The organism is Mameliella sp. CS4 (assembly GCF_019392335.1).
Taxonomy (GTDB): domain Bacteria; phylum Pseudomonadota; class Alphaproteobacteria; order Rhodobacterales; family Rhodobacteraceae; genus Antarctobacter.
This window is the reverse complement of the sequence record NZ_JAHXRQ010000007.1, coordinates 61,292-78,912: the sequence shown is the minus strand read 5'-3', so window position 1 is coordinate 78,912 and position 17,621 is coordinate 61,292. Positions and strand designations below refer to the sequence as shown.

The window sequence follows — 17,621 nt, the reverse complement described above, 5'->3', positions numbered from 1 at the left end:
GGTAACATGGGTCGCGCAGGGGCGAGCGGAATTCCGCGCTCAGCGCATCCAGAACCCTTCGCGTTTGATCCGGTTGCGGATCGCCTGTTCCTTGCGCGGCAGGTTCTCGCGGTCGAACAGCGCGCGCACCTTCTGGCCGCGCCCCTGGTAGATCATCCGCTTGAAGGGGTCGTGCCCCTTGAGCACCTTCTTGATGCGGTTCGGCGCGGCGACCTCTTCCAGCACCTCGACCACCTTGTCGCTTTCGCGGGCATAGAGCAGGGGCAACAGCCGGTAATGGCAGGTCACATCCCCATCCAGCAGCCCGGCGGGCAGCGTGTCGCGCCCGCCGCCCAGCCCGTGGATCACCAGCGGCAGAACCACCTGGTCCAGCCAGGGATCGAGGCTCTGGCAGGCCAGTTCCGGCGGCGGGTCGTCCCGCACCGACAGCGCGTAGTCGCGAAAGCGCTGCCCGAAGACGCGGGGGCAGCGGTAAAAGAAGACCCCGGCGTTGAAATAGAGATACCGCCGCCAGTATTCATCGGGCTGGGACAGGTCGAGGCTGCTGTCGAAATCCAGCCCGAACCGGTCGTAGAGCGATCTCCAGATCTGCGCGTAGCCGGGGCCGTACAGTTCGATCTGCGGCCAGGTGCCCTCGCGCCGCAAAGAGGCTGTGGGGCGGTCGAAGTCGAAGGGCACATGATCCAACCTGTCCAGGATCAGCGTATCGGTGTCGAAAAAGATGAAGGGCTCACCCTCGGGCAGGACCTCCAGCGCCTCGATCTTGTTGCCATAGGGGTAGGCGGCGCCGAAATGCTGGCTCTCGAGGGGGCGGATCTCTGCGCCAAGCTCTTGCAGCAGCGCGCGGACCTCGGGCTGGCGGATGCCCGGGTCCTCGGGCCAGAGCGGGCCGGGGGCGGGTTCCGCGACGATGAGGCGAAAGCCCGGGCCGCCCCGTGCCTTGAGCGAGGCGGCAAAGAGCGCGGCCTCGTAGGACAGCCGCCCGGCCTGGGCAACGATGAGAATATTTACGGTTTGAGCCGCCGCGCCCTCGCGTGTCATGATGAACCTGCCACTGCCTGTCGGGCGCCACTATAGGCGGGGCGGACGGGCGCCGGAAGCCGCAAGGCCCCGGGGAATTATTTGAAGGAAATACCTAATGTTCGATCTTGTTCTTCTCGTCATTGCCGTCGCCAGCGGGGGGGCGGGGGACGCGGCCCGCCTGGAAACCGCCGAGGCCCCGCCCGCCGCCGAAGTCGCCGATGCGCCCGTGGCCCCCCGGGCCGAAACCGACGAGGCGCGCCCCTTTTCCTCGGAAGCGCCGCCGCCCAGTGCGGAAGCTGACCCGGCGCCGCCGCGCGACCTGCCCTATACCGCCGAACAGCAGGTGCCCTCGGGCAAGTTCACCACCGCCGTCGAGGTCAAGCCGATCCTGAACGCCACCCGGTCCAATTGGATCGCGGTGCGCGAGTTCAACGGGCAGGACCTGGTCTATGTCACGCACCTCTGGTCCTGGCGCTGCGGGCTGGTGGCCATCCATATCGGCCTCAACGGGGCCGAGCCCGAGCCCTGGCCACTGCCCGCCTGCGACGAGGACAGCCCCACGCCCAACGCCATGCCGGCGGATGCACTGCCCTACCGGGCGTTTCCGCTGAACTCCGTGGAGGAGATGACGGTCGAGCTGATCTACGACGACCTCAGCATCGACCGGGCGACCTTCAACCGGACGGGGGCCTTGATCCCGTGATCTGACCGCGGGTCGGGAGCGGGACTCGCGGTCCCTTCGGGCCCGCATCACCCGCCCACCGACCCGTGTCCGACGCGCATGCGCGCGGTGTTACGCTTCGAGGCTCACCAGGGAACAGGCCTGCCCCCCGGTTCCCCCTGTCGCTGAAGATGCCTGCGCCAGCCGCCGGGGGCATGCAAGGGCAAGCCGCCTCCGGCGGGCCTGCGGCCCCTTGCATCCCCCCGCCGCCCGTCGCGGTACGGCATCAGCGACAGGCGGCTCCGGGGAACAGGCTGGATGCCTCAGAGGGTGATCGGCTGCAGCACCTGCGGTTCGATGACATCCACGCCGGGCAGGCCCTCCGCCAGCACCTGGGCCGATTGTTCCAGCGCCGGGAAGGTGCGGTAATGGCCGGGGATCACCGTCTTGAAGGCGAAGTATTTCTTTGCCGCCCAGGCCGCCTGTTCCATGTCCATCGTGAAATAGCCGCCGGCCGAGAGGATGCCGATATCCGGCTGGAAATACTCGCCGATCCAGGCCATGTCCGCCATGATGCAGGTATCGCCGGAGAAATAGATCGTGTGGCCGTCCCCCTTGATGACAAGCCCGGTTTCCATGCCGGTGTAGGTGGTCCTGCCATCGACCTGCATCGAGGAACTGTGCGAGGCTGGGACCATTGTGACCGAGGCCTCGCCGAATTGGACGGTGCCGCCCTTGTTGAAGGCATGGCCTTCCTTGGCGCCCTGGCCGGTCAGCAGGGCGGCCAGCTCGAAGATGGCGGACACCGGTGCGCCGGTCTCCTGGCTGATCTCGACGATATCATTGGTGTGGTCGAAATGGCCGTGGGTGACGAGGATCTGTGTCGCACCTTTCAGGGCGGCGTCCGTGTCCTGGCCTTCCATCATCGGGTTGCCGTTGATCCAGGGATCGATCAGCAGCACCTCGCCGCCGATCTCGATGCGGAAACTGCCGTGGCCGAGCCAGATGATTTGCATGGTGGTCTCCCGTGGTTGATCTATCTGGACCCTAGCATGATGGCGCGGCGAGGCCAGGCCGCCTAGGGGCGGTTGGGTATATTTTGAGAGACTTGACATGGACTTGACACGGGCCGTTGACGGCTATTGCGAGCGGTTGGGGCCGGAGTTCTGGGCCGAGCCGGTGAATGCGGTGACCAATGCAGCCTTTGTCCTGGCGGCGCTGGTGATGTGGCGGCGGACATTCGGGCTGGGCCGGGTGCTTTGCGCCATCCTGGCGGTGATCGGGGTGGGCTCCTTCCTGTTTCACACCTTTGCCCAGCCCTGGGCCGGGCTGGCGGACGTGCTGCCGATCCTGGTCTACGTGCTGGTCTATATCTATGGCGCGAACCGCGATTTCTGGGAGTTGGGGCGCTGGGCGGCCCTGGGTCTGACAGTCCTGTTCTTCCCCTTTGCCGCGGTCACCGCGCCCCTGTTCGGCATGATCCCCGGCCTGGGCGGGACGGCAAGCTATGGGCCGGTGCCGCTGCTGATCGCGATCTACGCGGTGCTGTTGCGGCACCGCGCGCCGGAAACGGCGCGGGGGCTGGCCATCGGGGTGGTCATCCTGCTGGTCTCGATGCTGGCGCGCGCGCTCGATGAACCGCTGTGCAATGTGATCCCTCTGGGCACGCATTTCCTCTGGCATCTGCTCAATGCGGTGATGCTGGGCTGGATGATCGAGGTCTGGACGCGGCATGTGCTTGCGGCGCGCGGGGCAGAGCGGTAAAGCCTGCGCTGAATTCACAGTCAAAGAGGCCCCCATGTCGATCGACATCGAGACCGCGGCACGCGTGGCGCACCTGGCCCGCATCAAGGTGGAAGAAGACGAGCTTCCGGCGCTGGCCACTGCCTTCAACGACATCCTCGGCTTTATCGAGCAGCTGAACGAGGTCGATGTCGAGGGGGTGGAGCCGATGGTGTCGGTCACGCCCATGCGGCTGAAGCGCCGGCAGGATGGCGTCACCGATGGCGGCATGCAGGACAAGGTGCTGTCGAACGCGCCCGATGCGCGCGAAGGCTTCTTTGCGGTTCCGAAGGTGGTTGAGTGATGACGGATCTGACCAAGCTGAAGATCGCCGAGGCCCGGGACGCGCTGCGCAAGGGCGAGGTGACGAGTGTCGAGCTGACCGAGGCCTGCCTGACGGCCATCGAAGGGGCCGGTGCGCTGAACGCCTTTGTTCACAAGACGCCCGAGATCGCGCGCGAACAGGCCGCCGCCGCCGATACGCGGATCAAGGCGGGTGATGCGCCGTCGCTCTGCGGCATCCCGCTGGGCATCAAGGATCTGTTCTGCACCAAGGGCGTGGCCAGCCAGGCGGCCTCGAACATCCTTGGCGGTTTCAAGCCGGAGTACGAAAGCACCGTGACCAGCCAGTTGTTCGACGCGGGCGCGGTTATGCTGGGCAAGCTCAACATGGATGAATTCGCCATGGGCTCGTCCAACGAAACCTCGTGCTATGGCAATGCGGTGAACCCCTGGCGGCGCGGCAATGACGATGCGCAGCTGACGCCGGGCGGCTCCTCGGGCGGGTCGGCCTCGGCCGTGGCCGCCGACCTCTGCCTTGGCGCGACGGGCACCGACACCGGTGGCTCCATCCGCCAGCCTGCGGCCTTTACCGGCATCACCGGGATCAAGCCGACCTACGGGCGCTGTTCGCGCTGGGGGATCGTGGCCTTTGCCTCGTCGCTGGACCAGGCCGGGCCAATGGCCAAGGACGTGCGCGACAGCGCCATCATGCTGCAGGCCATGTGCGGGCACGATCCCAAGGACTCGACCAGCGCCGATCTGGCCGTGCCGGATTTCGAGGCCATGCTGACCGGCGATATCAAGGGCAAGACCATCGGCATTCCGCGCGAATACCGCATGGAGGGCATGCCCGAGGAGATCGACGCGCTCTGGGCCGAGGGCCGCAAGATGCTGGAGGACGCGGGCGCTAGAATCGTCGATATCTCCCTGCCGCATACGAAATACGCGCTGCCCGCTTATTACGTGATCGCGCCGGCCGAGGCCTCGTCGAACCTCGCGCGCTATGACGGGGTGCGCTATGGCCACCGCGCCAAGCTGAGCCAGGGCGACGGCATTGTCGAGATGTACGAAAAGACCCGCGCCGAGGGCTTTGGCGACGAGGTCAAGCGCCGTGTCATGGTGGGCACCTACGTGCTGTCGGCGGGCTTTTACGATGCCTATTACAATCGCGCGCGCAAGGTCCGGACCTTGATCAAGAAGGACTTCGAGGACGTGTTTGCGCAGGGCGTTGACGCGATCCTGACGCCGGCGACCCCCTCCGCGGCCTTTGGCCTGGGCGAGATGACAGAGGCCGATCCGGTGGCGATGTATCTCAACGACGTCTTTACCGTGACGGTCAACCTGGCCGGTCTGCCGGGCATCAGTGTGCCCGCCGGGTTGAGTAAGCAGGGGCTGCCGCTGGGCCTGCAACTGATCGGCCGTCCCTGGGAAGAGGGCGACCTGCTGAATACCGCTTATGCGCTCGAACAAGCTACGGGATTTGTGGCAAAACCGTCGAAATGGTGGTAAGGCCTGCGGCAAAAGCACAGGCAGGACAGACGATGCGGAACTATCTACTGGTTGTGGCGGCTCTGGCCGTGGCGGCTTGCGAACCCAGTGTTCCCGACAGCGGCGCCGGGGTGGCCGACCCGGGCACCGGCGTCGGCTTTGGCAGTTATGACGATTATGCGACCCGCCGCGAGGCGCAGCTGAACGGGGACGCCGGGCCGATTCCCCTGGCGCCGAACGTCCAGTCCGGCCCCATCGACGGGGACGAGGCCCGCGCGGCCGCCGCGGCCCGGCAAGGCAATTCCGGCGTGGCCCCGATCGAGGCGGATCCGTCCAATCCGCCGCCGCAGATCGTGTCGAACGCGCGCGGCATCTCGGGTGAGAATGACTTTACCGCCGTGTCGCGGACCCGCGACATTGACGCCGACGCCCGTCTGATCGAGCGTAACCGCGCGCAATACACCGTGGTTCAGCCCGAGGCCCTGCCCAAGCGTCCCGGGACCGATGCGCCGAACATCGTCGAATATGCCCTGCGCACGACCAACCCGGTTGGAACGGCGCTCTACAAACGGTCGAGCTTTAACGCGCAGGCGCGATATCAGCGGGCCTGTTCGACCTATTCCTCGGCCGATCTCGCGCAGGAGGATTTCCTGCGGATGGGCGGACCGGAAAAGGATCGCAAGGGCATGGACCCGGACGGGGACGGCTTTGCCTGCACCTGGACCCCGGCGCCTTTCCGCGCGGTGCGCGGCGGCTGACCCAAGCGGTGACGCCCGACCCGGAATGGTATCCTTCGCCGAATTTCGGTGACCGGCGCGGGGGGACCGCGCCGGACATGGTGGTTCTGCACTACACCGCCATGACCTCCGCCGAGGCGGCGCGGGATTGGCTGTGTGCTCCCGAAAGCGAGGTGTCCTGCCATTACGTTATCGCAGAAGACGGGCGATGCTGGCAGCTGGTCCGCGAGGCGGATCGCGCCTGGCACGCCGGGCGTGGCTGCTGGGGGGGCACGGCGGATGTGAACTCGCAGTCCATCGGGATCGAATTGGCGAATGCCGGGTTTCACCCCTTTCCCGAACCGCAGATGAGCGTTCTGGAGGCGCTGTTGCGCGGCATCTGTTCCCGCTGGTCGGTGCCGCTAGAACGTGTCCTGGGCCATTCCGACACCGCACTTGGCCGCAAGATCGACCCCGGCGCGCGGTTCGACTGGCGCCGTCTGGCGCGGTGCGGGCTGGCCGTCTGGCCGGAGGTGGCTGGCGAGGGACTAGACGAGGCGCGGTTCTGGCGGGACTGTCGGCGCTTTGGCTACGAGGTTGCCCCGGAGACCCGGGACGAGGTGCTCGCCGCAGTGCGGATGCGCTTTCGCCCCTGGGCGGAGGGGGCGCTGGATGCCGGGGATTGCGCGATCATGGCCGACCTTGCGCGGCGGTTTCCTTGCCGGGGCGCGTGAGCCGGTTAGGAAAATGAGCGCTTCCGCGCGTATTTATCCGCGTCTTGTGTCGTGACGCTTTTGTTCAGTTGGTCGCTTGTGGCGCCGTGGTCCGGAGCTTCAGGACTCACCAGAACGAAGCTCTTCTCCCCGGCCCCATCCCCCGTCCCGCCTTGTGCCTGACAGCCCCGCGCGCCCGCGCTAAGCAAAATAGCGGTTTCCCCGCAAGCGGGGCCCCTCCGCGATTTGGCTTGTCCCGGTCGCCCGGCGCCGTCTTTCGGCAGGCAGGACGAGGGATGGCTCCGGAACGAAGATCAGGCTCAATCCAGGCGGTAAGGCAGCACGTCGCGGTGGTTGGGCGTGGTGGTCAGGCGTTTTTCCAGTGGCGGGACAGAGCGTTGGTGGCAATGGGTGCGCTCGCAGATGCGGCAGCTGATGCCGATCGGCTCGAAGGCGCTGGGGCGGGTGAAGTCCATGTCGTCGGCATAGACGAGCGCCGCGGCGTGGCGCACTTCGCAACCGATGGAAATGGCGTAGCGGCGGACGGGGGCGCCGAAATGGCCGCCGGTCTTCGAGACGTCGACGGCGAGGCTGATGTAGCGCACGCCGTCCGGGGTTTCCGCAAGCTGGCGCAGGAAGCGGCCCGGCGTTTCAAAGGCGCGGTGCACGTTCCACAAGGGGCAGGCGCCGCCGAAGCGAGCGAATTGCAGGCGGGTGGCGGAATGGCGTTTCGTGATGGTGCCAGCCTGATCGACCCGGACAAAGAAGAAGGGCACGCCCTTGGCGCCGGGCCTTTGCAGCGTCGAGAGCCGGTGCGCCACCTGCTCGATCGAGGCGCCGAAACGGGCGGCCAGCAATTCCAGGTCATGCCGGGTTTCCTGCGCTGCCGAGAGGAAGGCCTTGTAGGGCATCATGGCGGCGCCGGCGAAATAGTTGGCCAGCCCCAGCTTGGCGATGGCGCGGGCCTCTTCGGTCTGGAAACGGGCGAGATCCAGCGTCGCTTCCAGCAGCTGGTTCTGGCGCAGGAGCGCCACCTGGACCAGGAGCTGAAAGGTCTGGGTTTCCACCGGCAGCAGCGAGGAGAGCACCAGTTCCTGGCGGTCTTCGTCGAAGGCACGCATCGGCGCGCCCTGCGATTGCCGCACCGTGATGCCGCGCGATTCCAGCCGCTCGATGGCGGCGGCGCGCATGTCCGTTTCGCTGCCGTGCAGCTTGGCGAAATGTTCCGCCGCGCGGTCCACGGCGTCGATGTAGTTGTCGCAGTAATGGAAGAAGTCGCGCACCTCTTCCCAGGGGCTGGGCTGCAGCTGCGCGCCCTCGCGCCCCAGCGCCTCGTCCAGAGAGGCAAGCCGTTCGTGGGTCTGCCGATAGGCGCGGTGCAGCGCCAGAAAGGCCCGTGCCAGCACCGGCGCGTTGGAGGCGGTCAGGCGCAGATCGGCAAGCTGCGGGCTGTGTTCGCCGAAGATCGGGTCGGCCAGCGCCTCGCGCATGTCGGTGACCAGCCGTTCCGCATCGCCCTGGCCCAGTTCGGTCACGTCAAAGCCGAACTCCTGGGCCAGGGCCAGCACCACGGTGGTGCTGACGGGCCGGTTGTTGTTTTCCATCTGGTTGAGATAGGGCAGGGATATGCCAAGTTTGGCGGCAAAATCCTTTTGCGTCAGGTTCAGGCGTGTGCGGATGTCGCGCAGCTTGGCGCCGGCATAGAGTTTCTGGGTGGCCATCTTTGCATCTTTGCGAATGAGTCGGGCAAAGATGCAAACTTTGTCAGGCCGCGTCCAGCCCCCCGACGCGCCTTGCCCGGCGGATCACCAGCAGGGCCGCCACGACAGAGGCCAGGCCCGAGCCGAACATGATCCACAGGAGCGGCCAGACGCCCGCATCCTCGGTCAGCAGAACACCGGCCAGCTGCGACAGGGCGGCGCCGCCGCCCAGCATGATGGCGCCCGACAGGCCCGAGGCGGTGCCCGCGAGATGCGGGCGGACCGACAGCGCGCCGGCGGTGGCATTGGGGATTGTCAGCCCATTGCCAAGTCCGACCAGCGTCATGAAGCCGAAAAAGGTAAAGGCGTTGCCCAGACCGAAGGCGAAAACCATCAGCGAAAGGCCGACTCCACCGGCCACGATCAACCCACCCCAGAGCACCATCACGTTCACCCCGAACCGGGCCGAGAAGCGCCCGGACAGGCCGTTGCCCAGGGCGTAGCCGATCGCGGGGGCGCCAAAGAGCAGGCCCAGGAGGCTGGCCGAGAGGCCAAAGACCTCGATCCCCACGAAAGAGGCGCCGCCGACATAGGAAAAGAAGGCGCCCGAGGAAAAGGCGCAGGCCAGCGCATAGCCCCAGAAGCGCGGGCTGCGGAACAGCTCGGGGTATTCGCGGAACTGTTGGGCCAGGCTCAGCCCGCTGCTGGCCTTCGTCTCTCCCAGGTCCTTGTAGCAGAGCCACAAGAGCAGCACGCCCAGGATCAGCATCAGCCAGAAGTTGGAATGCCAGCCGAACGATTCGGCCAGCAGGCCCCCCAGCACCGGGGCCAGCATCGGCACCAGCGACATGCCCATCGTGACATAGCCGATCATCGAGGCGGCCTTGTCCGGTGGGTAGAGGTCGCGCACGACGGCGCGGCTGAGGACCATCGTGACCACGACGGTGGTCTGAAACATGCGGAAGATCAGGAAAACCGTGATGCTGGTCGCCATCAGGCAGCCGATGGTGGCCAGGATGAACAGCGCGATGCCGCCCAGGATCACAGGGCGGCGGCCCAGCTTGTCCGAAATCGGCCCGATGAAGAGCTGCAGCACCGCGTTTCCGGCCAGGTAGCCGGTCACAGAGGCCTGCATCAGCGCGTAATCCACCGCGTACCAGTCCGCCATGATCTGCAGGGCGGGCACAAATATGTTCATGGCCAGCGCGGACATGCCGGCCATCAGGACAAGTGTTGCGATATGTGGCGGGGTGCTTTGGTCGAGAAAGCGCACCGGAGAATTCGGGCTCATGAAAAATGGGGTAGGGTGCACCGTGGGAAATGTCCATACATTACATGTCGTCAGCATGTAATTTTCATATTTGCATTATGCGCGGGTCGATATTTTCTAGTTTTGCAAATTTGCGAGGAAATCCTTGAGGCGCGGGGATTCCCCTGTATTTTCGCGCCAAAGCGAAAGGGGCCGCCAGATGAAAGACATTATCCAGGAACTGCACGACCGCCGTGAGAACGCCCGCCTGGGCGGGGGGCAAAAACGCATCGACGCACAGCACGCCAAGGGCAAGCTGACCGCGCGCGAGCGGATCGAACTCTTGGTCGACGAAGGCAGCTTCGAGGAATACGACACCTTCGTCGCCCATCGCTGCACCGACTTCGGCATGGAAAAGAACCGCCCCTACGGGGATGGTGTCGTGACCGGCGTGGGCACGATCAACGGCCGCATGGTCTATGTCTTCAGCCAGGATTTCACCGTGCTGGGCGGATCGGTCTCGGCCACCCATGCCGCCAAGATCTGCAAGATCATGGATATGGCGGTGCAGAACGGCGCGCCGGTGATCGGCCTGAACGATTCGGGCGGCGCCCGCATTCAGGAAGGCGTCGACAGCCTAGCGGGCTATGCCGAGATCTTTCAGCGCAACATCGAGGCCTCCGGCGTGATCCCGCAGATCAGCGTCATCATGGGCCCCTGTGCCGGCGGCGCCGTCTATTCGCCCGCCATGACCGATTTCATCTTCATGGTGAAAGACACCTCTTACATGTTCGTGACCGGCCCCGACGTGGTCAAGACCGTGACCAACGAGGTCGTCACCGCCGAGGAGCTGGGGGGCGCAAGCACGCACACCAAGAAATCTTCGGTCGCCGACGGCGCCTTTGAAAACGACGTCGAGGCACTGGCCGAGGTGCGCCGCCTGGTCGACTTCCTGCCCAAGTCGAACCGCGAAAAGCCGCCGGTCCGCCCCTTCTTCGACGACGTGGACCGGATCGAGTCCAGCCTCGACACGCTGATCCCCGACAATCCCAACATGCCCTACGACATGAAGGAACTGATCCTGAAGGTCGCGGACGAGGGCGATTTCTACGAGATCCAGGCCGATCACGCGGGCAACATCATCACCGGCTTCATCCGGCTGGAAGGGCAGACCGTGGGCGTGGTGGCCAACCAGCCGATGGTGCTGGCGGGCGTTCTGGACATCGACAGCTCGAAAAAGGCGGCGCGCTTTGTCCGCTTCTGCGACTGTTTCGAGATCCCGATCCTGACGCTGGTCGATGTGCCCGGCTTCCTGCCCGGCACCTCGCAGGAGTATAACGGCGTCATCAAGCACGGCGCCAAGCTGCTGTTCGCCTATGGCGAGGCGACGGTGCCGATGGTCACGGTCATCACCCGCAAGGCCTATGGCGGGGCCTATGACGTGATGGCCTCGAAGCACCTGCGCGCCGACGTCAATTATGCCTGGCCCACCGCGCAGATCGCTGTCATGGGCGCCAAGGGCGCGGCCGAGATCATCTTCCGCGCCGACCTGGGCGATGCGGACAAGATCGCGGGCCACGCGGCGGAATACGAAGACCGTTTCGCCAATCCCTTCATCGCGGCCGAACGTGGCTTTGTCGACGAGGTGATCCAGCCGCGCTCGACCCGGCGGCGCGTGGCACGGGCCTTTGCCATGCTGCGTGACAAGAAACGCGAGATGCCCTGGAAGAAGCACAATAACATCCCGCTTTGATCGCCGGAGGGTCCGCGCATGATCCCCGGTCCGGAACGAGCGCCCCAGGTCGCGCAAGCCTTCGTCAAGACGGCGCGCGACGTCTACGGGCGTGACATGGATTTCAGCCTCGACAGCCTCGGCCTCGTCGAGGAGATCCTGGACGACCTCGCCCAGGGCGAGGGCGGCGGATCGGGCTTTCGTCTGCTGCTGCAGGCGGCCTCTTGCTATCTCGGCGAGGTCATCATCCGCGCCGGGGCCGGGGGCTGGGTGGCTGGCGCGCGGGGCGAACCGCTGATCCTGCGCGAAGGTGGGCTGAGCGCGGTGCCCTACAACAAGGTGATGAAGCGGCTGGAGGGCGGCCCCGAAGAGGCGCTGCGCCCCTACGCGCTGATCTTCATCGAGCGGGCGGAACAGGAACGGGCGCAGGCCGCCGCGCTGGCGGCGGCGCAATCCCGCGGGCTGATGGCGCGGCTGCGGAAATGGGTGAGGGCATGACACGCAACGCTTGGCATATCCGGGAAGAGCCGGGGCACTACGTCCTCGCGCGGCACTGGCCGCCGCGGTTCGATGTCTCGGCGGTCAGCGGTTTTCCGCCCGTGCGCCCCTCGCGGCTCGCGCGCCATATTCGGCAGGACCTCTGGCGCGCGCTTCAGGGCTTGCGCGGTTTTTCACCGGTGATACAGATTGACGCGGCGGAGGACGGGCTAACAGTGCGCGCCGGGGGCCGCCTGCAAGGGCGGGCGCCGCAAGGCACCGAAAGCCGCATCCGCGACCTGCTCGACAGCCCGGCACATCGCGCCCGCTGGCTGCGCTGGGCAGGGGAGGGCCGCGAATGACATGGCCCATAGACGTTTCCGCCCCGGGTGTGCCCGGGGCTTTGGTGGCCCCGGTGGGAGGAGCCGCGAGCATCGCTCGCAGGTGCCGGGGCTGCCGCCTGTTCTTTGCACCCATCCTTGCCCTCGCGGTCCTGTGCGGGCCGGTCGATGCGCAAGAGGAGACGGCGCCCGTTCTGCGGGACATCCTGCCGACCTCGGGGCTGGAATTCACCTATCACGACGTGATCGCCGAACCGCCGCTCTGGCGGGTCCGCTATGTCGTTCCCGCCCTGGGCCGTGCCGAACTGCCGTTCGAGGAAGTGGCGGGGGATATCGAGCTGCTCTGCACCCAGGACGCCCTGCGCCGGGTGGTCGACGCGGGCGGCGAACCGGCCACCATCGTGATCACGCTGATGTCCGAACCAGTCGATTTCGGGGTCATGACCCCGGATGTGACCCAGTTTTTCGAGAGTTTTTTCGTCCAAAGCGACCTCTGCATCTGGGAGGCTTTCTGATGACTCCACAATATCTTGCGATACGACTCTCATGTGGACAAGTTTATGAGGCTTCTGAGTCACAACCCGATTCGTTGCCCGGGGGTGCGTATCTTTTTGCCCGCCAGTGGGGTAGGTTCGTGACTGATTGCACCCAAGCAATCGAAACCTCTGAACGGGGACAGGCAGGGCGCTCGCGCGCTGAATGTTTCAATGCACTAGACAGGAGTAGAAGATGTCCAAGAGCATCAAACTGCTTGCCATGTTCGCTGTCGTCGCCGGCGTTTCCGCCTGCGCGCAGCAAGAAGAAGAAGAGTATATCGTGGTCGATCCCGAGCCCATCTCGGTCGAGCCGGTCTACACAGGCAAGTACAAGTAAGAACCTATCGGGGCGGGCGCGCGCGTCCGTCCCGCTTTTCCGCCGGTTCGGGGCAGCAGGCGGAGGATTGACGAGCAATGCCACCGTTGCGCGCCGTCTTGGCGCGCGATCTCTTCATGTGTCGTCTCTCTGCGCAGGGGAGGCGGGCACATGCTGAAGCACCGCGGGTTCCCGGGCCGTCTGACCGGCACCGACTTTCAGTTCACGATCCGCCGCGCCAATCCCAAGGGCGTCACGCCGATCACCCGCCGAGAGCGTTACCGCGACCGCCGGCCTGCCGACCGTCGCGCCGATACCGCCTTCATGGCCGCGCTCTGGCAGCATTTCGGGGACGAACCCTTTGAACGGGGCAACCTCGACGCGGGCCGCCTGTCCTGGCTCTTTGGGCGCGAGGTTCTGCCCTACGACGACCCATTCGACCCAGAGAGCTACGACGCGCTCCTGGTCATCGATGAGACCGCCGCAAGAGCGGCTTTTCCCGAGGCCTTCGATCCGTCGGAGGACTGGGAATGAGCTTGGGCGTTTTCTTGCCAGTTCGCCGCCAGATTGCGCGGGCGATTGCCGATGAAAATTTGGAACGCATTGCGGGCTTTGCAGATCGCGGCGTTTCTGCAAGCGTGATCACGGGTCGCGGCGCAGGTCCCTTTTCGTCCCTACGTCCCCGCGAAACCCAACCCCCCTCGGGGCGGTCAGGTCAGTCCCCGGCCCGGCCGCCCCAATTCTGTCTTTCCCCGGTAAAACACGCCCTGAGTCAATGGCTTGGCGGATTTTCGCGCTCCGCGGGTGACGTTGGGACAAGAGACTGGATTTTCCCCCTGGCATGGTGTTCCCTGCTCCCCGAGCAGTCGCAGAACGATGAGGAGAACCTCACATGCAAAGACGGGACATCATCACGCACCGCACATCCCTGGCCCTGGTCACGCTGGTCGCGCTTTCGGCCTGTGGCGACAACCTGGGCGAGCAAGAGGGCGGGGACGCCGTGGCGCTTGACGTCAACGTGCTCTCCGGCTCGCAGGTCGGCGTCGCGAACAATATCGACTATTGCAGCCGCTACCCCTCGCGCTGCTGACCCGTGCTTTCGGCGGCTTGTCGCCGACCCTGCGCCGGATCTTGCCGCTCGGCGCCATCCGTACCGGAACCAGCTTTCACAGCGCGCGTTGATCGACAATGATCCCGACGCACTGACATGGGAGAAGGAGTGGTCCTCATGCGTATTCTCACGATTTCCGCGGCACTTGCCGCAACTCTCGGCCTGGCGGCCTGTGAAGGCACAGACATCGAACGCGGCGTCATCGGCGCAGGCATCGGTGCGGCCGGTGCAGCCGCAACAGGAGGCAACGTGGCGGCCGGTGCCGCTGTCGGCGGCGCGGCCGGTGTCGTCTGTGACGACGTCACGCCAGAGGTTTGCCGCAACCGCTGATCCGATCCGCGCGCGCCTGACCGGCGCCGCCACAGATCCGTTTCAACGCCGTCCGGGGTCCATGCCCCGGGCGGCGTTTGCATGTTCAGACGCAGCCCCCCAGCGGGCCAAGAAGAAGGGACAGACATGTTCGACAAGATCCTGATCGCGAACCGGGGCGAGATCGCCTGCCGGGTCATCAAGACCGCCCGCAAGATGGGTATCAAGACGGTGGCGGTCTACTCGGACGCCGACAAGCACGCGCTGCATGTGGAAATGGCCGACGAGGCCGTCCACATCGGCCCGCCGCAGGCCAACCAGTCCTACATCGTGATCGACAAGATCATGGGCGCGATCAAGCAGTCGGGCGCGCAGGCGGTGCATCCCGGCTACGGCTTCCTGTCGGAGAACCCGAAATTCGCCGAGGCGCTGGAAGCCGCCGGTGTCGCTTTCATCGGACCGCCCAAGCCCGCGATCGAGGCGATGGGCGACAAGATCACCTCCAAGAAGATCGCCCAGGAGGCCAAGGTCAACACGGTCCCCGGCTACATGGGTCTGATCGAGGATGCCGAGGAGGCCGTGAAAATCTCGAACCAGATCGGCTACCCGGTCATGATCAAGGCCAGCGCGGGCGGTGGCGGCAAGGGCATGCGCATCGCCTGGAACGATGACGAGGCGCGCGAGGGCTTTCAATCGTCCAAGAACGAGGCGGCCAGCAGCTTTGGCGACGATCGGATCTTTATCGAGAAATTCGTGACGCAGCCGCGCCATATCGAGATCCAGGTGCTCTGTGACGCACATGGCAACGGCATCTACCTGAACGAGCGCGAATGCTCGATCCAGCGCCGCAACCAGAAGGTCGTCGAAGAGGCGCCCAGCCCCTTCCTTGACCCCGAAACGCGCAAGGCGATGGGCGAACAGTCTGTCGCCCTGGCCAAGGCCGTGGGTTATGCCAGCGCGGGCACGGTGGAATTCATCGTCGACGGGGAAAAGAATTTCTACTTCCTGGAAATGAACACCCGCCTGCAGGTGGAACATCCGGTCACGGAACTGATCACCGGCGTCGACCTGGTCGAACAGATGATCCGCGTCGCCAATGGCGAGCCGCTGAGCATCACTCAGGACGACGTGCAGATCAACGGCTGGGCCATCGAGAACCGGCTGTATGCCGAGGACCCGTACCGCGGCTTCCTGCCCTCGATCGGGCGCCTGACCCGCTATCGTCCGCCAGAGCAAGGCCCGCTGGGCGAGGGCATCGTGCGCAACGATACCGGCGTCTACGAGGGCGGCGAGATCAGCATGTATTATGACCCGATGATCGCCAAGCTCTGCACCTGGGGCAAGACGCGGGACGCCGCCATCGAGACCATGCGCAACGCGCTGGACAGTTTCGAGGTCGAGGGCATCGGCCACAACCTGCCCTTCGTCGCCGCCGTCATGGATCACCCCAAGTTCATCTCGGGCGACATGACCACCGCTTTCATCGCCGAGGAATACCCCGAGGGTTTCGAGGGCGTGACCCTGGGTGAGGATGAGCTGAAGCGCGTCGCGGCAGCGGCGGCGGCGATGAACCGCGTGGCCGAGATCCGGCGCACCCGCGTCACCGGGCGCCTGGGCAACCATGAACGCCGCGTCGGCAGCGACTGGGTCGTCAGCCTGCAGGGGGTCGATTACGATGTCGTCATCGACGCCGATCCCGATGGCTCCACGGTCAAATTCGCCGATGGCTCCAGCCTGCGGGTCGAGGGCAACTGGACCCCGGGCGACACGCTGGCCCATATGACGCTGAACGGCGCGCCGCTGGTGCTGAAGGTCGACAAGGTCACGCATGGCTTCCGCCTGCGCACCCGGGGCGCCGACCTGCGCGTCCATGTGCGCTCGCCCCGGCAGGCCGAACTGGCCCGACTCATGCCCGAGAAACTGCCGCCCGACACCTCCAGGATGCTGCTCTGCCCGATGCCCGGCCTGATCGTGAAGATCAACGTCGAAGAGGGGCAGGAGGTCCAGGAGGGGCAGGCGCTCTGCACCGTCGAGGCGATGAAGATGGAAAACATCCTGCGCGCCGAGAAGAAGGGCGTGGTGGCCAAGATCAACGCCGGACCGGGCGACAGCCTGGCCGTCGACGACGTCATCATGGAGTTCGAATAAGGCATGGTCCGCCGCGCCCTCCGCATCTGGCTCATGCACAGCCTGGCGTTTGTCGCCGGGTTGGTGGTGTCGGGGGTGGTGGCGGTCGGCCTGTGGTTCGTGGTGCCGACAGAGGGCGGCAACGCGTTTTTCGTCGGCAGCGCGTTGGCGGTTTCCATCGTCTCGGTGGGGACCGGCTATGCCGTCTACCTGGCGCTGCTGGCGGCCTTGCTGGACCTGGTGCCCGGCTGGGGGTTCTACCTGGGCGGGCCATTTGTGGTGCTGGCGGTCATGACGCTGGTCTTTTGCGCTGTCTATTTCCGGATGCTGGCGGCCGGGGCCGGCAGCCTGCTGGGCTATGGCCTGATGTACGCGATCGGCGGCGTTGCCCTGCATCTGAGCCTCCAAGGCGACGCGCCGCAGGTGGACCCGGGGGACGGCCTATGACCCGGCCTTCGGCAACGGATCCTAAACGCCTTGGCGCTAGCCTGCCCGCAACGAATGCGGGCAACGGGGCAGGGCGGTCTGGTGCGAATCCTTCGGCATATGGCGGTTTTCGCGGCCCTCGGGGGGCTGCTGACGGGCTGTTTCCGCCTCGATACCGAAGAGGCGGTGCGCGCGCAGTTGGGCGGCTGGGTTTTCCTGGCGCAGACACGGGATTTTACCTCGCGCGGGACATGCACGGCGGCGATCTTCGATACGATCTCTGGCGAGCTGCGCGCCTCCGGTCCTCTGCGGCGGGTGGACGACCTGCACGCGGGGCAGCGCCTGCTGTCCCAGGGCCGCGCGGTGGCCTTCGAAATCCCCGGCATGACGCCCAACATGGTGTCCGAGGGGCTGATGTCGGTCAATCTCTACGAGGGGCTTGGCCTGATCTCCAGCTTTGTCGGTCCGGCGCGCGCCTGCATGGACGCGAGCTTTCAGGCCGATGTCTACCTGGCGCTGATGTCGGACGAGACGGTGATGATCTACGATCCGGCCAGCAACGCGCTGGTGCTGCTGCACCGGCCGTCGCAGATCGCCTTTTTCCTGCGCGGCAACGTCTGAACGGGGCCGGC

At 65.7% G+C, this 17,621-nt stretch carries 21 protein-coding genes; 17 read left to right on the top strand and 4 right to left on the bottom strand.

The genetic code is table 11. The annotated features are described in order from the left end of the window. Window positions 1–39 precede the first annotated feature (39 nt). Complete coding sequence (locus KZZ07_RS10800) at window positions 40–1,041, bottom strand: GT-B fold glycosyltransferase domain-containing protein (RefSeq protein WP_219514101.1); 1,002 nt, start codon at window positions 1,039–1,041, stop codon at window positions 40–42. 97 nt (window positions 1,042–1,138) lie between these two features. Here KZZ07_RS10800 and KZZ07_RS10795 point away from each other — a divergent pair, with 97 nt between their 5' ends. Further along, a complete protein-coding gene (locus KZZ07_RS10795; RefSeq protein WP_255564287.1) occupies window positions 1,139–1,726 on the top strand; it encodes a hypothetical protein in 588 nt (195 codons plus the stop codon). A gap of 281 nt (window positions 1,727–2,007) precedes the next feature. Here the strand turns inward: KZZ07_RS10795 and KZZ07_RS10790 are convergent, their stop codons facing one another. Continuing rightward, complete coding sequence (locus KZZ07_RS10790) at window positions 2,008–2,700, bottom strand: metal-dependent hydrolase (protein WP_219514100.1); 693 nt, start codon at window positions 2,698–2,700, stop codon at window positions 2,008–2,010. A gap of 97 nt (window positions 2,701–2,797) precedes the next feature. Between KZZ07_RS10790 and KZZ07_RS10785 the strand changes: the two genes are divergently transcribed. From KZZ07_RS10785 to KZZ07_RS10765, 5 genes are read left to right on the top strand one after another with little or no spacing between them, the layout of a single operon-like run. Next, a complete protein-coding gene (locus KZZ07_RS10785; protein WP_219514099.1) occupies window positions 2,798–3,448 on the top strand; it encodes a ceramidase domain-containing protein in 651 nt (216 codons plus the stop codon). A 34-nt stretch (window positions 3,449–3,482) separates the two neighbouring features. After that, on the top strand, window positions 3,483–3,770 hold the full coding sequence (gene gatC, locus KZZ07_RS10780; protein ID WP_219514098.1) for an Asp-tRNA(Asn)/Glu-tRNA(Gln) amidotransferase subunit GatC: 288 nt from the start codon (window positions 3,483–3,485) through the stop codon (window positions 3,768–3,770). Next, a complete protein-coding gene (gatA, locus tag KZZ07_RS10775) occupies window positions 3,770–5,257 on the top strand; it encodes an Asp-tRNA(Asn)/Glu-tRNA(Gln) amidotransferase subunit GatA (RefSeq protein WP_219514097.1) in 1,488 nt (495 codons plus the stop codon). The genes gatC and gatA overlap by 1 nt, the downstream gene beginning before the upstream one ends. A gap of 32 nt (window positions 5,258–5,289) precedes the next feature. After that, the gene (locus tag KZZ07_RS10770) at window positions 5,290–5,994 is read left to right on the top strand and encodes a hypothetical protein (RefSeq protein WP_219514095.1); all 705 of its coding nucleotides are present in this window, start codon (window positions 5,290–5,292) and stop codon (window positions 5,992–5,994) included. Between the two features lie 8 nt (window positions 5,995–6,002). Next, the gene (locus KZZ07_RS10765; RefSeq protein WP_370631124.1) at window positions 6,003–6,686 is read left to right on the top strand and encodes an N-acetylmuramoyl-L-alanine amidase; all 684 of its coding nucleotides are present in this window, start codon (window positions 6,003–6,005) and stop codon (window positions 6,684–6,686) included. Between the two features lie 299 nt (window positions 6,687–6,985). Here KZZ07_RS10765 and KZZ07_RS10760 read toward each other — a convergent pair whose 3' ends face one another. Both KZZ07_RS10760 and KZZ07_RS10755 read right to left on the bottom strand, forming a co-directional pair. Then, window positions 6,986–8,386 carry a helix-turn-helix domain-containing protein gene (locus KZZ07_RS10760; protein WP_219514093.1) on the bottom strand — a complete coding sequence of 467 codons (1,401 nt, stop codon included), beginning with the start codon at window positions 8,384–8,386 and terminating at the stop codon, window positions 6,986–6,988. A 43-nt stretch (window positions 8,387–8,429) separates the two neighbouring features. Then, window positions 8,430–9,656, bottom strand: coding sequence for a multidrug effflux MFS transporter (locus KZZ07_RS10755; protein WP_219514091.1), 1,227 nt, complete (start codon window positions 9,654–9,656; stop codon window positions 8,430–8,432). A gap of 178 nt (window positions 9,657–9,834) precedes the next feature. Between KZZ07_RS10755 and KZZ07_RS10750 the strand changes: the two genes are divergently transcribed. The 11 genes from KZZ07_RS10750 (at window position 9,835) to KZZ07_RS10700 (ending at window position 17,610) form a co-directional block, all read left to right on the top strand. Further along, a complete protein-coding gene (locus KZZ07_RS10750) occupies window positions 9,835–11,367 on the top strand; it encodes an acyl-CoA carboxylase subunit beta (RefSeq protein WP_219514090.1) in 1,533 nt (510 codons plus the stop codon). A gap of 18 nt (window positions 11,368–11,385) precedes the next feature. Next, on the top strand, window positions 11,386–11,844 hold the full coding sequence (locus KZZ07_RS10745; protein WP_219514089.1) for a hypothetical protein: 459 nt from the start codon (window positions 11,386–11,388) through the stop codon (window positions 11,842–11,844). After that, window positions 11,841–12,185 carry a hypothetical protein gene (locus KZZ07_RS10740; protein ID WP_219514088.1) on the top strand — a complete coding sequence of 115 codons (345 nt, stop codon included), beginning with the start codon at window positions 11,841–11,843 and terminating at the stop codon, window positions 12,183–12,185. The genes KZZ07_RS10745 and KZZ07_RS10740 overlap by 4 nt, the downstream gene beginning before the upstream one ends. Continuing rightward, window positions 12,182–12,679, top strand: a complete 498-nt coding sequence (locus KZZ07_RS10735; protein ID WP_219514087.1) for a DUF6497 family protein — start codon at window positions 12,182–12,184, stop codon at window positions 12,677–12,679. Before KZZ07_RS10740 ends, KZZ07_RS10735 begins: the two co-directional genes overlap by 4 nt. A 214-nt stretch (window positions 12,680–12,893) precedes the next feature. Beyond that, on the top strand, window positions 12,894–13,037 hold the full coding sequence (locus KZZ07_RS10730; RefSeq protein WP_219514086.1) for a hypothetical protein: 144 nt from the start codon (window positions 12,894–12,896) through the stop codon (window positions 13,035–13,037). A 150-nt stretch (window positions 13,038–13,187) separates the two neighbouring features. Further along, window positions 13,188–13,550 (top strand): hypothetical protein, encoded by a 363-nt coding sequence (locus KZZ07_RS10725; RefSeq protein ID WP_219514084.1) that lies wholly within the window; start codon window positions 13,188–13,190, stop codon window positions 13,548–13,550. A 358-nt stretch (window positions 13,551–13,908) separates the two neighbouring features. Next, a complete protein-coding gene (locus KZZ07_RS10720) occupies window positions 13,909–14,106 on the top strand; it encodes a hypothetical protein (RefSeq protein WP_219514083.1) in 198 nt (65 codons plus the stop codon). 138 nt (window positions 14,107–14,244) lie between these two features. Then, the gene (locus KZZ07_RS10715; RefSeq protein WP_219514082.1) at window positions 14,245–14,457 is read left to right on the top strand and encodes a hypothetical protein; all 213 of its coding nucleotides are present in this window, start codon (window positions 14,245–14,247) and stop codon (window positions 14,455–14,457) included. Between the two features lie 126 nt (window positions 14,458–14,583). Then, window positions 14,584–16,584 carry an acetyl-CoA carboxylase biotin carboxylase subunit gene (locus KZZ07_RS10710; protein ID WP_219514081.1) on the top strand — a complete coding sequence of 667 codons (2,001 nt, stop codon included), beginning with the start codon at window positions 14,584–14,586 and terminating at the stop codon, window positions 16,582–16,584. Window positions 16,585–16,587: 3 nt separating this feature from the next. Continuing rightward, window positions 16,588–17,010 (top strand): hypothetical protein, encoded by a 423-nt coding sequence (locus KZZ07_RS10705; protein ID WP_219514080.1) that lies wholly within the window; start codon window positions 16,588–16,590, stop codon window positions 17,008–17,010. Window positions 17,011–17,091: 81 nt separating this feature from the next. Next, window positions 17,092–17,610 (top strand): hypothetical protein, encoded by a 519-nt coding sequence (locus KZZ07_RS10700; protein WP_219514079.1) that lies wholly within the window; start codon window positions 17,092–17,094, stop codon window positions 17,608–17,610. Window positions 17,611–17,621 lie beyond the last annotated feature (11 nt).

What these genes read in the sequence shown, in the direction of transcription:
- KZZ07_RS10800 (WP_219514101.1), bottom strand. Translation starts at nt 1,041, where the DNA reads ATGACACGCGAGGGCGCGGCGGCTCAAACCGTAAATATTCTCATCGTT.
- KZZ07_RS10795 (WP_255564287.1), top strand. Translation starts at nt 1,139, where the DNA reads ATGTTCGATCTTGTTCTTCTCGTCATTGCCGTCGCCAGCGGGGGGGCG.
- KZZ07_RS10790 (WP_219514100.1), bottom strand. Translation starts at nt 2,700, where the DNA reads ATGCAAATCATCTGGCTCGGCCACGGCAGTTTCCGCATCGAGATCGGC.
- KZZ07_RS10785 (WP_219514099.1), top strand. Translation starts at nt 2,798, where the DNA reads ATGGACTTGACACGGGCCGTTGACGGCTATTGCGAGCGGTTGGGGCCG.
- gatC (WP_219514098.1), top strand. Translation starts at nt 3,483, where the DNA reads ATGTCGATCGACATCGAGACCGCGGCACGCGTGGCGCACCTGGCCCGC.
- gatA (WP_219514097.1), top strand. Translation starts at nt 3,770, where the DNA reads ATGACGGATCTGACCAAGCTGAAGATCGCCGAGGCCCGGGACGCGCTG.
- KZZ07_RS10770 (WP_219514095.1), top strand. Translation starts at nt 5,290, where the DNA reads ATGCGGAACTATCTACTGGTTGTGGCGGCTCTGGCCGTGGCGGCTTGC.
- KZZ07_RS10760 (WP_219514093.1), bottom strand. Translation starts at nt 8,386, where the DNA reads ATGGCCACCCAGAAACTCTATGCCGGCGCCAAGCTGCGCGACATCCGC.
- KZZ07_RS10755 (WP_219514091.1), bottom strand. Translation starts at nt 9,656, where the DNA reads ATGAGCCCGAATTCTCCGGTGCGCTTTCTCGACCAAAGCACCCCGCCA.
- KZZ07_RS10750 (WP_219514090.1), top strand. Translation starts at nt 9,835, where the DNA reads ATGAAAGACATTATCCAGGAACTGCACGACCGCCGTGAGAACGCCCGC.
- KZZ07_RS10745 (WP_219514089.1), top strand. Translation starts at nt 11,386, where the DNA reads ATGATCCCCGGTCCGGAACGAGCGCCCCAGGTCGCGCAAGCCTTCGTC.
- KZZ07_RS10740 (WP_219514088.1), top strand. Translation starts at nt 11,841, where the DNA reads ATGACACGCAACGCTTGGCATATCCGGGAAGAGCCGGGGCACTACGTC.
- KZZ07_RS10735 (WP_219514087.1), top strand. Translation starts at nt 12,182, where the DNA reads ATGACATGGCCCATAGACGTTTCCGCCCCGGGTGTGCCCGGGGCTTTG.
- KZZ07_RS10730 (WP_219514086.1), top strand. Translation starts at nt 12,894, where the DNA reads ATGTCCAAGAGCATCAAACTGCTTGCCATGTTCGCTGTCGTCGCCGGC.
- KZZ07_RS10725 (WP_219514084.1), top strand. Translation starts at nt 13,188, where the DNA reads ATGCTGAAGCACCGCGGGTTCCCGGGCCGTCTGACCGGCACCGACTTT.
- KZZ07_RS10720 (WP_219514083.1), top strand. Translation starts at nt 13,909, where the DNA reads ATGCAAAGACGGGACATCATCACGCACCGCACATCCCTGGCCCTGGTC.
- KZZ07_RS10715 (WP_219514082.1), top strand. Translation starts at nt 14,245, where the DNA reads ATGCGTATTCTCACGATTTCCGCGGCACTTGCCGCAACTCTCGGCCTG.
- KZZ07_RS10710 (WP_219514081.1), top strand. Translation starts at nt 14,584, where the DNA reads ATGTTCGACAAGATCCTGATCGCGAACCGGGGCGAGATCGCCTGCCGG.
- KZZ07_RS10705 (WP_219514080.1), top strand. Translation starts at nt 16,588, where the DNA reads ATGGTCCGCCGCGCCCTCCGCATCTGGCTCATGCACAGCCTGGCGTTT.